Origin of the sequence: Mesorhizobium yinganensis, from assembly GCF_040081985.1 — a bacterium.
Lineage (GTDB): Bacteria > Pseudomonadota > Alphaproteobacteria > Rhizobiales > Rhizobiaceae > Kumtagia > Kumtagia yinganensis.
Map to the genome: position 1 here is coordinate 360,997 of NZ_JBEBMH010000001.1, position 13,046 is coordinate 374,042.

Annotated in this window: 10 protein-coding genes; 8 read left to right on the forward strand and 2 right to left on the reverse strand. The window is 62.4% G+C overall.

All coding sequences use genetic code 11. The features are described 5' to 3' along the window. Positions 1-3: 3 nt before the first annotated feature. Positions 4-1,629, forward strand: a complete 1,626-nt coding sequence (locus ABMA59_RS01760; RefSeq protein WP_349003570.1) for a GMC family oxidoreductase — start codon at positions 4-6, stop codon at positions 1,627-1,629. A gap of 72 nt (positions 1,630-1,701) precedes the next feature. Beyond that, positions 1,702-2,766: a serine hydrolase domain-containing protein gene (locus ABMA59_RS01765; protein WP_349003921.1), complete on the forward strand. Its 1,065-nt coding sequence runs from the start codon at positions 1,702-1,704 to the stop codon at positions 2,764-2,766. A gap of 36 nt (positions 2,767-2,802) precedes the next feature. Here the strand turns inward: ABMA59_RS01765 and ABMA59_RS01770 are convergent, their stop codons facing one another. Together ABMA59_RS01770 and ABMA59_RS01775 are read right to left on the reverse strand one after the other, a co-directional pair. Continuing rightward, the gene (locus ABMA59_RS01770) at positions 2,803-4,182 is read right to left on the reverse strand and encodes an MmgE/PrpD family protein (RefSeq protein WP_349003571.1); all 1,380 of its coding nucleotides are present in this window, start codon (positions 4,180-4,182) and stop codon (positions 2,803-2,805) included. 76 nt (positions 4,183-4,258) lie between these two features. Beyond that, positions 4,259-6,097 carry an oligopeptide/dipeptide ABC transporter ATP-binding protein gene (locus ABMA59_RS01775; protein ID WP_349003572.1) on the reverse strand — a complete coding sequence of 613 codons (1,839 nt, stop codon included), beginning with the start codon at positions 6,095-6,097 and terminating at the stop codon, positions 4,259-4,261. 180 nt (positions 6,098-6,277) lie between these two features. On the opposite strand from ABMA59_RS01775, the gene ABMA59_RS01780 reads away from it, so the two are divergent. The 6 genes from ABMA59_RS01780 (at position 6,278) to ABMA59_RS01805 (ending at position 12,819) form a co-directional block, all read left to right on the forward strand. Further along, positions 6,278-8,083, forward strand: coding sequence for an ABC transporter substrate-binding protein (locus ABMA59_RS01780; RefSeq protein WP_349003573.1), 1,806 nt, complete (start codon positions 6,278-6,280; stop codon positions 8,081-8,083). Between the two features lie 58 nt (positions 8,084-8,141). After that, entirely contained in the window at positions 8,142-9,167 is a 1,026-nt protein-coding gene (locus ABMA59_RS01785) for an ABC transporter permease (RefSeq protein ID WP_349003574.1), read from the forward strand. Beyond that, on the forward strand, positions 9,164-10,072 hold the full coding sequence (locus ABMA59_RS01790; protein WP_349003575.1) for an ABC transporter permease: 909 nt from the start codon (positions 9,164-9,166) through the stop codon (positions 10,070-10,072). Before ABMA59_RS01785 ends, ABMA59_RS01790 begins: the two co-directional genes overlap by 4 nt. Positions 10,073-10,150: 78 nt before the next feature. Continuing rightward, positions 10,151-10,462: a hypothetical protein gene (locus ABMA59_RS01795; RefSeq protein ID WP_349003576.1), complete on the forward strand. Its 312-nt coding sequence runs from the start codon at positions 10,151-10,153 to the stop codon at positions 10,460-10,462. Between the two features lies 1 nt (position 10,463). Then, positions 10,464-11,303 carry an SDR family NAD(P)-dependent oxidoreductase gene (locus tag ABMA59_RS01800; RefSeq protein WP_349003577.1) on the forward strand — a complete coding sequence of 280 codons (840 nt, stop codon included), beginning with the start codon at positions 10,464-10,466 and terminating at the stop codon, positions 11,301-11,303. Positions 11,304-11,406: 103 nt separating this feature from the next. Beyond that, positions 11,407-12,819 carry an FAD-dependent oxidoreductase gene (locus tag ABMA59_RS01805; protein ID WP_349003578.1) on the forward strand — a complete coding sequence of 471 codons (1,413 nt, stop codon included), beginning with the start codon at positions 11,407-11,409 and terminating at the stop codon, positions 12,817-12,819. Positions 12,820-13,046 lie beyond the last annotated feature (227 nt).

A 13,046-nucleotide genomic window follows, 5' to 3' on the forward strand; every position in this document is an offset into this window, starting at 1 on the left:
CGTATGCAAAGTTTTGACTTCGTCGTCGTCGGTGCCGGATCGGCCGGCTGCGTCTTGGCGAACCGCCTGTCGGAGGACGGACGCCACAGCGTGCTGCTCATCGAGGCAGGCGGGTCCGATCGCAACCCTGTCTTTTCGATTCCGCTGATGGCCGGCGCGGCCTATTTCTGGCGGCCGAGCAACTGGCACTATTCGACCGCGCCCCAGGAGCATCTCGACGGCCGCTCGGTGAAATGGCCGCGTGGCAAAGTCCTCGGCGGCTGCTCCAGCATCAACGGCATGATGTATATGCGCGGCACGCGTGCGGACTACGATATCTGGCGGCAGATGGGATTGACCGGGTGGGGCTACGATGACGTGCTTCCCTATTTCATTCGCGCCGAAGACAATCCCGAACGGCCGGGCAACGCCTTCCACGGTCAGGGCGGCCCGCTGCATGTCGAGAAGGCGAAGGCGGCAAATCCGCTGTATCAGGCGTTCCTCGACGCCGGTTACGACGAAGGTTTCCGCCGCAACGACGATTTCAACGGCGCGCGCCAGGAAGGACTGGGCTGCTACGATTTCAACATACTGAGGGGCCGCCGCGTTTCCAGCGCGACGGCTTATCTGCGGCCCGCGCAGGGACGGCAGAACCTGACCGTCTGGACGAAGACCATGGCGCGCCGCATCAGGCTGGAGAATGGCCGCGCCGTCGGTCTCGAGGTCTTACGCGAGGGGCAGCCGCAGACCGTAATGGCGCGTCGCGAGATCATTCTCAGTTCCGGCGCCATCAATTCGCCGGCGCTGCTGCAGGTCTCGGGTATCGGCGATCCGGCAGTCCTGAAGCAGGCCGGCGTGGCGCCGGTCTTCGAACTGCTGGAGGTCGGACGCAACCTCCAGGACCACATGGGCGTGTATCTCAAATATGCGGCCAATCAGCCGATCACGCTTTACTCACTCTTCCGCCCCGATCGCGCGGTTTCCGCGCTGACCCGCGCCTATCTCTTCGGCACGGGACCGGCGACCGCGGTCCCGCTCGAAGCCGGCGGGTTCCTGAAGACGCGGCCCGAACTCGACGAACCCGATATTCACATCACCTTCGTGCCCGGCCTTAATCTCGAGACAACGCGGGCCGGACAGGGCCGCCACGGCTATCTGATCAGTTATTACCAGCTTCGCCCCGAAAGCCGCGGCCAGGTCACTATCACGTCTCCCGACCCAATGGTCGCGCCGGTCATGGATCCCGCCTACCTCGCTTCCGAATATGACCGGCAGGTGATGCGCGACGGTTTCAGGCTGGCGCGCAGGATCGGGGAGAATCCGATCCTGGCCCGCTACAAGGCTGCGGACATTTCGCCGGTCGAAGCCGACACGGTGAACGACGCGGCAGTCGACGCATGGGTTCGGCAGGGGGCAAACACGGTTTTCCATCCGACAGGCACATGCCGGATGGGCGCGGATCCGAAGGCGGTGGTGGATGCCGAACTCAAGGTCAGGGGAATCGACGGCCTGCGGATCGCCGACGCCTCCATCATGCCTGCGATCGTGAGCGGCAACACTTCCGCGCCTACGATGATGATCGCGGAGAAGGCTTCCGACATGATCCTCGGCAAGCCGGCCCTGGCGCGCATCGAACACGCCGCGGCTTGACCAATGGCGGGTAGATCCGTCGCAGGCACTTGGTCGCCGCAATTCGGACGGCTGGCCGATGTGTTCGCGACGATGGTTGCGGCGGGTGAGGAGCGTGGTGGCATAGCCGTCGCCATCGATGGCGAGATCGTCGTGGATGTCGCCGGCGGGGCGGCCGACCCGGCATCGGGGGCCGATTGGCAGCCGGACACGCTCGCATGCTGCTTCTCGGTGACCAAGGGCGTCCTGTCGATCCTGGCGCATCGCCTCATCGACAAAGGCGTGTTCGAGCTTGGCATGCCTGTGGCGAGCTACTGGCCTGAATTCGCGCAAGCCGGGAAGGCCGACATCACCGTGCTCGACGTGCTGACGCACCGCGCCGGCCTACCTGCCGTCAGCGTGCCGGTGCGCCCAGGAAGCCTGTATGACTGGGATGTTATGACGGGTATGCTGGCGGCATCGCAACCCGTCGTCCCCCCGCGCGGCAATCCGGTATACCATAACATGACCTACGGCCATCTGCTTGGCGAAACGATGCGTCGCGCTGCAAGTGCCACCTCCCTTACGAGCCTGCTGACCGCGGAATTGCTGGGGCCGCTTGGCGCAGATTTCGCGCTTGGCATGACGTCCGGCCAGGCCGAACGAGCCGCCCGCATTACTCAGGAGACCGGTCGGCAGCCGCTCGACGGAATCGATTTCGGCAGCGACGACCTGTTCCAGCGCTCGATGCGCTTCTTTTCGGCGGATGAGGACTTCAATTCACCGCAATGGCGCGCGGCAGCAATCGGCTCCGGCAGCGGTCATGGGACGGCGAAGTCCATCGCGCTAATCTTTGGACAGCTTGTTGGGAGAAGCAGCCTGCTGACACCGGACAGACAGCTTGCCGCGCGGGCGGAACAAGCCTCCAGCGACGGCTGCGACCCGGTGATGAGTATTCCGATACGCTATGGCCAAGGACTCGAACTCTCCGGTCCGCCATGGCTGGATTTCGGACCGAATTCGACGAGCGTAGGTCATTGGGGCGCCGGTGGTGCAATCGGATTCGCCGATCCGAGCCCCCGTCTTTCGTTCGGCTATGTCACGGCATCAATGGCGCCGGGCTTCGGGTCGTCGCCGCGCTCGCGCAGGCTGGTGGAAGCGCTCTACCGGTGTCTATGAGCCGGCGCGGCGTGGACGCCGCGCCGATATCGAAGCTCATTTCACCAGATATTTTGTCAGGCCGGCGACATCGTCGATCGTCTCGAATTCGTCGACGATCCCAATAAAGGTCTCGCCCGTCTCGGGCTTCAGCCCGGCCCGCTTCCAGCAGCGCCGGAACTTGTCGAGGTTCTCGTCGCGCGTGAGCGGAGCGTCCGGATGGCCGTACACAGCGCCAAGACGGATGCCATGCGACTTTCCGGACTTCAGTTTCACATCGAGGGTCTGCGGCACCATCGTGTTCGGGTTCGGATTGTCATCCTGCACGACGGTAACCCGCGCCGCATACCCGTGGGTCTTCTCGTTGTTCAGCATGTCGGGGCCGATGAAGTGCTCGACGTCGACCTTGCCATGGTTGAGGAAGGTTCCCGCGACGAAAGGCAGGCAGAGCTTGGCGTAGTTGGGCTGCGGCGTCGGTACGTCCGGACGGCCGACCAGCCGCTTCACCAGCGAAGGCACGGTGCAGGTGATCGCCTCGATGTCGTCCGGCACAAAACCGTGCTCCTTCATCAGCCGGTTCAGGCCGTCTACCGGTCCGTGCGTCAGCCGCCCGGTCGGGAAAGGCTTGTGCGACATCAGCTCGATCTGGAAATGGGCTTCGAGTTCGCGCTTGCCGTGTTCGACGTCGAAGTCATCTGCTTCGAACAGCCGGAAATAGCCATACTGCCCGGTGAGAACGTCGTTCGGCCCCAGCAGCCCTTCGCGCGCCAGGTCGCAGGACACCAGCGCGGCGCGTGCGTTGAAGCCGACCTGCATGCCGAGAAGCGGCGATCCCTCCACATGGGACTGCATGGTGCCGCAGGTCTGGCTGTACTGGTTGCCGAGGATGCGGGCCAGCTTTTCCGCATCGAGGCCCTCGAGCTTCCCGAGCGCGGCTGCCGCGCCGAAGCCGCCCGCGGCGGCTGGCCTGAAGAACCGGATCGGACCGTTGGAAGATTTTCCGAGGAATACCGACAGGTCGACGCCGGCGACCGCGGCCGTCAGGAAATCCTTGCCGCTTACCGGCTTGCCGGCGCGCGAGCGGCGTTCGGCATACGCGAAGAGCGCGGAGAGCAGCGTCGCCATCGGGTGCAGGACGGCGTCCTCGTTGACACAGTCGAACTCGAGGCTGTGGATTTGGTAGGCGTTGACGAAGGCCGCGCCGGTCGCAGGCAGCCTTTCGCCGCTGACCCAAACGGTGGCTTCGTCCGCTGCGCCCCATCCCGACGCGACCTTAATGACCTTGTCGACCGCGAAGCCGGCGCAGCCGGCGACGCCGACACCGAAGGAATCGAGAAGGAATGTCTTCGCTTTGTCGACAGCCAGCGCGGGCAGGGTGTCGTATGTCGTCGAGAGCACGCGTTGCGCGAGCCAAGGAACGGGATTCTGTTGCGTCAAGATGGTCCCCTTTTTCGATGACGACGGACCGGCGGCCGCGGCGCGTCGTTGAAAGCGATGAGCGACGGAGCCTGCTCTAGGCGAAGGTTGGCGTTCGGACCGTGTCGGCGGCCGGCTGGAGGCTGCTCTCCTCGCGGGCGCGCCAGCAGCGGACCATCCGCCCTTCCGCATCGGGAGCGAGCTTCTGCGGCTCAATCTGGCAGCGGTCAAGGCGGTAGGGGCAGCGACTGTAGAGATAACATCCGGTCGGCAGATCGATCGGGCTCGGAATCTCGCCCGCAAGCGTGTCCTCGTTTTCGCGATCGACGCGGCGGTTCGTGACGTCCGGCGCCAGATGCGACGCGATCAACGCCTTGGTGTACGGATGTTTCGGATTCTCGAAAACATCTTGGATGCTACCGATCTCCACGATCTGACTGAGATACATGACGACGATCCGATCGCACACCTCGCTTACAGTCGTCAGATCATGCGAGATGAACAGGAACGACAGTCCCAGCTCACGTTGAAGCCGGCGCAGGAGCGCGATCAGGCTGGCGCGTGCCGACGGAGCGAGAACCGATGTCGGCTCGTCGAGGATCACGAACTCTGGGTTTGTAGCAAGCGCACGCGCTATGTTGACGCGCTGCAGCGCGCCGGCGCCGAGGCCGCGCGGCCGCATTTCCGCCATCGATTCATCGAGGTCGACGAGATCCATCAACTCCTTAACGCGCTTGCGCTTGTCGGCACGGGACATTTTCGTGTGGACGTCGAGCGGCTCCGAAAGAATTTTTGCTACAGTCCAGCGCAAGTCTACCGCGTCGTAAGGGTCCTGCAGGACGATCTGCATGAGCGAGCGAATGGCTTTCAGTTCCTGCGCCCTGAGAGCATGGACGTCCTTGCCTTTGAATACCACTTTTCCGCCATTGATCTCGAACAGCCGGATGATGGAGCGACCGACGGTCGACTTGCCCGAGCCGCTTTCGCCTACAAGGCCGACGGTCTCGCCCGCCTGTACGGTCACGTCGAAATCCGTGACGGCATGAACCTTCTTGTCCGAGTTAGCGATCGGAAAGTATTTCGTCAGTCCGGAAATCTCCAACAGTGAGGCCGGCTTGTCCTTTTTCTGTGCGGCCTCCTTGGCGGGTGTCCTGGCGACGTGGCCTTTCGAATTGCTGCGTGCGCGCCCGAAATAGCTTCGGGTATCGGCCTCGTCCACGATACGGCCCTTGTCGAGCACCACAACGCGGTCACAGTAGTTCGCAATGATACCGTCTTCCTGTGTGACCAGGAGAACCGACGAATTGGTGCGCCTGACGGTCTGCCACATCTGGTCGAGGAACTGCGCTTGAATCGTGACGTCGAGACCGCTGGTCGGTTCGTCCGCAACGAGCAGCTTGGGTATGGAGGACAGCGCCATCGCGATGAGCACACGCTGCGCCATGCCGCCTGAGAGTTCGTGTGCAAACGCCTCCAAGCGCCGCTCCGGATCGTTGATACCGACGAGGCGCAGCATTTCCAACGCTCGCTCACGTGCTGCCCTTGATGACCCGTCATTATGCGCTTGCCAGACTTCGGCTATCTGGCGCCCCACCTTCAGCATGGGATGCAGGGCGGAACGAGGGTTCTGAACTATCAGGCCGATATTGCCTCCCCGCACCTCACGGAGGTCGCCGGGAGGCATGTTCAGCAGATCCCGGCCTTCAAGGCGAACCTCGCCCGCGACGATCCTGCCCGGAGGCTTGACTAGTCCCAGCATCGCGTAAGCCGTGATCGACTTGCCGCTGCCGCTTTCGCCGAGGAGACCGACGATCTCGCCCGGGCGGACCTGGAAATCAACCCCGTCAACGGCGCGAAGGCCGTTAAATTCTATGCTGAGGTTGCGGACCTCTAGCAATGGGTGACCGCTTGCCGAAGCGCTCTTGCTAGCTGTCATTCAGATTCCCTTTTCCACTGGCGCTCTGACATTCCCATGAGATCGCGACCAGCTACCGTCTGAATTCGTATTCACGCCGTATGCGTAATCCTTTGTCAACCAAATTTGCACCAGTAAAGCAAAAAAAGGTCGAGCTTTCTGGAAAACTTTCACCGTTGGAGGTTGCGAAAAGTGCTTGACATGGGCGAAGCGCTGCTGATGATTGAATTCGCATGCAACGTGTCTGTCAGGGGAACAAAAATGAACGTTTGGACCACAAATGCGGGCTCGCCGAATGGGGCCGGAAAGCTTCGAAAAAATGCGTTGGCGGTGGCCGCCGGCGCCCTTCTTTGTTGCGCGGCGATCCTTCCAGCTGCGCAAGCCCAAGAGAATTCTTTGCTCTTCCTTGCTGAAGACGTGCCATCGGGTCTCGATCCCGACGGTCCCTCGATCGCCATTCCCACGACCCAGCTGGGCATGGTCCAACTGCTCGAACCACTCATTGCATACGAGAATGCCGCGCAGCCGAACGACGACGGAGTAAACGTCCCGGACTTCACCAAGCCGGTCGGAAGGCTCCTGGAGAGCTGGGCTTACGATGCGGACAAGCTCACCTGGACGCTCAAGCTGCGCAAAGGCGTGAAGAGCTGCGCCGGCAATGAATTTTCCGCCGACGATCTCATGTACACGTATGCGCGCGCACTAAACGTCGGCGGTGCCGTGCCGAATGCATGGTTCCTTCTGAACATGGCGGGAGTGAAGGGCTTCACCACCGACGTCTTCAGCTCGGACAAGGCAATTGCCGACAAGGCCAAGCAGCTGGGCGATGGCATCCGCAAGATCGACGACTACACGGTCGAGGTCGAGCAGGTGAAGCCAAACCCCCTCTATCTCGTCAACATCGCGGTGACGATATCGCAGGGCGTGTTCGACTCCAAGGAGATGAAGGCGCATGCCACTGACGCCGATCCGTGGAGCTACGACTACGCCAACAACGTCAACCTGCCTTCGTTCGGGCCTTACTGCCTCGACAACTGGACGAAGAATTCGGAAATCCGTTTCAAGGCCAATCCGAACTACTATCGCGGCAAGGCGCCTATCGACGTCGCGATTATCAAGAAAGTGCCGCAGGGCGGCAACCGCATCTCGATCCTTCAGTCGGGCCAAGCCCAGCTCATTCAGGGCATGACACCGAACCAGTACGATAACATCCGTAAAATGCCTGGCCTGAAGGTGAGCGGCGTGCTCGGCAACGAGGGGCTGTTCATTGTGATGAACTTCAAGACCCCGCCCTTCGACAACATCAAGCTGCGGCAGGCGATCGCCTACGCCATGCCCTATGAGCGCGTCATCCAGGTCGGTTACGGCGGGCAGGCGAAGCAGTGGGAGAGCGTGGTTCCGTCCACTTATCCAAGCTTTATCAAGCAGGATCCGCCCTACACCTACGATCCTGAGAAGGCCAAGGCGCTGCTAGCAGAAGCTGGCTATCCCGACGGCAAAGGTCTCGAGAAGTATGCTGATCAGTTCAAGCTGACCTACGTCAGCGAGAAGGAGACGACGCTCGGTCCGGTCGTCAACCAGATCCGCTCGGCCCTTACGGGCGTCGGGATACCGGTTACCCTCGATCCGATCCCGCAAGCTCAGTATGGCGATCGCCAGATCGTCAAGAAGGACCTTGCATTCGCGGTCAACGATCAGGAAAAGCCGATCGGCGTCGACACCGGCTACGCCATGCAGCTGTTCTTCGTCTCTAAAGAGGCAGGCGGTCTAAACAACATGATGAATTATGCCAATTCCGAGCTGGACTCCATGTGGGCCAGCGCCCGCAACGAGCCCGACAAGGCCAAACGCGACGCCACGCTTGCCGACATGCAGAAGATTCTCATGCGGGATCTAGCCTGGCTGCCCGTCGTCGAGTTCAAGACCCAGTGGGCTCATACGGACAAGCTGAAGGGCATCACTTGGAATCCCGGCAACTCGCTGCTGCTCAACGAGCTGCATTACTAATGCAAACGGGAGCGCCTCCTCAGATAGTGGCGCTCCCAGCCTTGATGGATCGCGGTCAATGCTGAGACGCTTCCTGATCCGCCGACTTATCACGAGCGCCGTCCAGATGTTGGGGCTGACGCTGGCGGTGTTTTTTTTGGTCCGTCTGCTCCCGGCCGACCCGGTGGCGCGGCTCGTTGGCCTCAACGCTTCTCCAGAGGCCTATGCGCAGGCTCAACGCAGCCTCGGCCTCGATAAGCCGATGTTTCAGCAGTTGCTCGACTATATCGGCCTTGGTTCGAGGATGGGACTGCTGCAGGGTGACCTGGGCGTCTCCTGGGTCACCAGCGCGCCTGTTCTTAACGAGATAGGGATGTCGCTCCCCATCACGCTGGAACTACTGACCTACAGCTTCCTGGTCACCCTGCTGATCTCGGTGCCGGTGGGTATCATGAGCGCGGCGAATCCGGGTAAGCTCGTCGACAAGATAGTCTTTTCCTATGGTCTGTTCGGCGGCTCGCAGCCGGAGTTCTGGTGGGGCCTGCTGTTCGTGCTCATCTTTTTCTCGACCTTGGGCGTCGCCCCGGCGCCGCTCGGCATGATTGATCCGCTCATGATGCCGCCGACACGCTTAACCGGCTTCTACACGCTGGACGCGCTTCTCGCCGGCGACATCCCTGCGCTTATCGACATATTCCACCATCTTATGCTGCCAATCCTGACGATGGTGTTCGTGCTGTCGGGTCCGGTCATCAAGATGGTTCGTCAGAGCATGATCCGCGCTCAAGCCTCCGACTATGTGCTCTACGGCAATGCCGCTGGGCTGCATAGGTCGACCGTTACGGCCTATGCGCTGCGCGCTGCGATCGCACCGACCATCACTCTGGTCGGCATCCTCTACGGTGTAATGCTCGGCGGCGCGGTGCTTGTCGAAAGCGTCTTCGCGCTCGGTGGTATCGGCCAATATGCCGTCCGCTCGGTGCTAGCGTTCGACTATCCCTCCATCCAGGGGATCGTTCTGGTGATCACGGCGATCTCGCTGCTGATTTATCTCGTGCTCGATATTCTTTACGCGGTCATTGACCCAAGGGTGGTGTACTCATGACCCAGGTCCCGCCGATTCCGGAGGCAATGCCGATACGGCGCGGGCGCAAGCAGACGAAGCCGTGGCTCTTTTGGTTCGCCGTCGTGTTCGCTGGAGCAGCGCTGTTCCTTGCCGCGTTTGGCGAATACGTCGTGCCGCACAGCCCCACCGACAGCTCGTTCATGCCGAGCATGCCGCCTCCGCCGCTCGCGGACGTCCCGGGTTTGCTCTGGGCCACGATGACGCGAACGGCGACGGAGCCGATCAACTGGTTCGGCACCGACTCGTCTGGTTTCGACGTTTTCTCGCGCGTACTGTGCGCGCCGCGCATCGACCTCTCGATCGCGCTCGCAGCCAACGCTCTGGCGATGCTCATTGGGATCCCGTTCGGTCTGGTCGCGGGCTATTTCCGCAACCCCTTCACCGAATTCATGATGCGCGCGTCGGACGTGCTGCAGTCATTCCCGGTCTTCATCTCAGCGATGATCCTCGTCGCCCTGGGTGGCCAGTCGATCCTGAATGTCGTGCTCGCGCTGTCGCTCTTGTACGCACCGATCTACGTTCGGCTGACGCGCACCGAGGTGCTCGCGCAGAAGAGCAGGGGTATGGTCGAGGCATCTCGCGCTATCGGCCAGAGCGAGATGATGATTGCGCTGAAACATGTCCTGCCCAACTCCATGGGGCCGGCGCTGGTGCAGAGTTCGGTGACGATCGGTTTCGCGATCCTGCTGACAGCCGGCCTTTCATTCGTCGGCGCCGGAGTCCGGCCGCCCAGCCCGGAATGGGGCTTGATGATTTCCACCGGCGCCAATGACATCGTGCTCGGCCAATGGTGGACGTCGGTCTTCCCGGGCATCGCGATCTCCCTGACGGTGTTCGCTTTCGCCGTCATCGGCGACGCGCTGGAGCGCCGCTACAACAGCTAGGTTCCAGCCACCAGACTTTGTCGTCCGGGTTCAGCCGGGCGGCGCATGCGGCCTCGGCCGCCCAGACAGGAGGACTTCATGCGTATAATCGTTCTGTTCAATCTGCGCCCAGAGACGGATGTTGCCAAATACGAGGCATGGGCGAGGGAAACGGATATTCCGATCGTCAACAGGCTCGGCTCCATCAAGAGCTTCACCGTGCACAAGGCGACCGGCCTTCTCGGGTCCGACCAGAAGCCGCCGTACCAGTACATCGAAGTCGTCGATGTCGCCGACACCGATCAGTTCGGCAAGGACATCTCCACCGCGACGATGAAGAAGGTCGCGGCCGAGTTCCAGGCGCTGGCCGACAACCCGACATTCGTCACCACCACCGAAATCGGTGCCTGACATGGCTTCCGGCGTATTGGAGGGCAAGGTCGCCCTCATAACGGGAGCCGGCCGGCAGGCCGGCCTTGGGCAGGGCATAGCCACCGCCCTGGCTGGCGCCGGCGCTGCCGTGATGCTGCACGATCGTGGTGCGGTTGAGGGTGAACTGGCGCCATCGCATGGCGTCGGCACCAAGTCGGATCTGGAGCAGGTCGCCGACGAGATCCGCGCCAGCGGCGCCGAGGCGGACACGGTCACGGGCGATCTTCTCGACGAAGCGATCATCGAAAAGATCGTGGCAGCCACCGTGAAGAGGTTCGGTCGGCTCGACATTCTCGTCAACAATGCCGGCATCGGCTACCTTTTCGGGCCGACCACGGAGTTGAAGGCCGAGCATCTGGACGCCGTCCTCGGCGTCAATCTTCGCGCTCCTATCCTTGCTACAAAACATGCCGCGCGGCAGATGATAAAACAGGGCGATGGGGGGCGCATCATCAACATCGCGTCCCAGGCGGGCAAGTCCGGCTTTGCGCTGGCCACCTCCTATGTGGCTTCCAAGCACGGCATCATCGGCTTGACGCGCTCGACAGCGATGGAATTCGGTGAGCACGGCATCACCGTCAATGCCATTTGCCCCAATCACGTGACCACCGGACTTGGTCAATGGCAGAACGATTTCGTGTCCAAGTCGCGCGGACAGACGGTCGACGACTATCTGGCCGAGATGCGCCGCCGCATTCCGCTGGGCCGTACCGGAACCCCGCAGGACATCGGACAGGCGGCGCTTTTCCTGTGCTCGCCCAGCGCCGCCTACATCACCGCCGAGGCGATGAATGTGTCGGGCGGCGAGGAATATCACTGACAGCAGAAACGTGACCGCCGCGGCCGGGCGCCGCGGCGGTAGCGCATTCCGAGGGCTGGCAGTGCGCCGCCCGCATGAACATTTGACGGACTGGAAGGCTGAGATGGCTGGAGTTGTAAGGGACGCGGTCGAATTCGACATGGAGGTGCCCGTCGTGGTCGTCGGTGCGGGAGCGTCCGGCCTGACCGCGGCTCTCGCGGCGCGCGATGCCGGAGCCGACGTCTTCCTGCTCGAGCGCGATCTGGTGCCGCGCGGCAGCACCTGCATGTCGCAGGGCAATGTCTGCGCCGCGGGCACCAAGCTGCAGAAGGCGAAGGGCATCGTTGACGATGCGGATTCCTTCTATCGCGATATCATGGCGCAGACCCACAACACCGCCGATCCGGTAATCGCCCGCACGGTTGCCGACAACGCCGGCCCGACGGTCGACTGGCTGATCGAGAAGTTCGAAATCCCGTTCACAATAAATACGAAATGGGGCGCCTCCTTCGGCCATTCGGCCGATCGTCAACACGGCATGCCGACCCGCACCGGCGGAGAGCTTCACGGCGCACTGACGCGGGCCGCCGAGGGTATCGGTGTCGACATCATCGCCGGCGCACATGTTGATACCGTCTACGCCGACGAAGACGGCCGCGTACGCGGCGTCGCCTTCACGCGCCCCGACGGCACGGCGGAACGTGTCGGCTGCCAGGCGCTGGTGCTGACGACCTGCGGTTTCGGCGCCAATGCCGAGATGGTCAAGAAGTTCATCCCGGCCTTCGGCAACACGCCCTACTACCGTTACTTCGGCCACGAAGGAAACGAGGGCGAGGGCATCAAGTGGGGTATGGAGCTCGGCGCTGCCGTCGGCAGCATGGATGCGTTCCAGGGCTATGGCGCACTCGCCGAGCAGTACGGCATCATCGCTAACTACGACCTCGTGCTGAGCGGCGGCATCCAGGCCAATGCGCGCGGCGAGCGCTTCTCCAACGAGGTAGCTGACATCTCGGGCCAGGCGCTCAACGTGTTGCCGCAGCCCGACGGCATCGGCTGGATCGTCTTCGACGACATACGCAGCGCGACCTGCGAGAGCTACCCGGAATATGTCGAGCTGAAGGCGCTCGGCGCCATCCGCACCGGCGCAACCGCCGCCGAGCTCGCCGCGGCCATAAAAGTGCCGGTCGATGCGCTGGAGAAGACCCTGAACGAGGTGGCGGGCTACGCCAGGGGCGAGGCGAAGGACCCGTTCGGCCGCGACTTCACCGGCAGGCCGCCGATGAAGGGGCCGTACCAGGCCATCAAGACGACGGGTGCGCTGTTCCATACGCAGGGCGGCCTGCGCGTCAACGCCAACGCTCAGGTGATGCGTCCGGATGGAAGCCTGCTTCCAAACCTGTTTGCGGGCGGCGGCGCTGCGGAGGGCATCTCCGGCGCCGGTCCGTCCGGCTATCTTCCAGCCGCGGGGCTTTGCACCGCCGTAACGCTTGGCCGTCTCGCCGGGGCTGCCGCAGCCGCTCTTGTCAAAGCAGGTTGAGCCGGTCGCAGACCGAAGGCTTCGGTCAGCGGCCTCGACAGCGGCGATGTCGAGGCACGGTGCAATAAGAATGCGCATGCAGAGCTGCGTTCAGTCCGTTGGTATGATGTGATTGTCGCTCTTGCGCTGCGATTAAATCATCGAACCGCATTCGACGGCGTGTTGACAACCTCACAATCCGGTGTGAGAAATTGAATGCGTATGCGAAACCTATAGAGGCATAAGGA

What these genes read in the sequence shown, in the direction of transcription:
- ABMA59_RS01760 (WP_349003570.1), top strand. Translation starts at nt 4, where the DNA reads ATGCAAAGTTTTGACTTCGTCGTCGTCGGTGCCGGATCGGCCGGCTGC.
- ABMA59_RS01765 (WP_349003921.1), top strand. Translation starts at nt 1,702, where the DNA reads ATGGTTGCGGCGGGTGAGGAGCGTGGTGGCATAGCCGTCGCCATCGAT.
- ABMA59_RS01775 (WP_349003572.1), bottom strand. Translation starts at nt 6,097, where the DNA reads ATGACAGCTAGCAAGAGCGCTTCGGCAAGCGGTCACCCATTGCTAGAG.
- ABMA59_RS01780 (WP_349003573.1), top strand. Translation starts at nt 6,278, where the DNA reads ATGGGCGAAGCGCTGCTGATGATTGAATTCGCATGCAACGTGTCTGTC.
- ABMA59_RS01785 (WP_349003574.1), top strand. Translation starts at nt 8,142, where the DNA reads ATGCTGAGACGCTTCCTGATCCGCCGACTTATCACGAGCGCCGTCCAG.
- ABMA59_RS01790 (WP_349003575.1), top strand. Translation starts at nt 9,164, where the DNA reads ATGACCCAGGTCCCGCCGATTCCGGAGGCAATGCCGATACGGCGCGGG.
- ABMA59_RS01795 (WP_349003576.1), top strand. Translation starts at nt 10,151, where the DNA reads ATGCGTATAATCGTTCTGTTCAATCTGCGCCCAGAGACGGATGTTGCC.
- ABMA59_RS01800 (WP_349003577.1), top strand. Translation starts at nt 10,464, where the DNA reads ATGGCTTCCGGCGTATTGGAGGGCAAGGTCGCCCTCATAACGGGAGCC.
- ABMA59_RS01805 (WP_349003578.1), top strand. Translation starts at nt 11,407, where the DNA reads ATGGCTGGAGTTGTAAGGGACGCGGTCGAATTCGACATGGAGGTGCCC.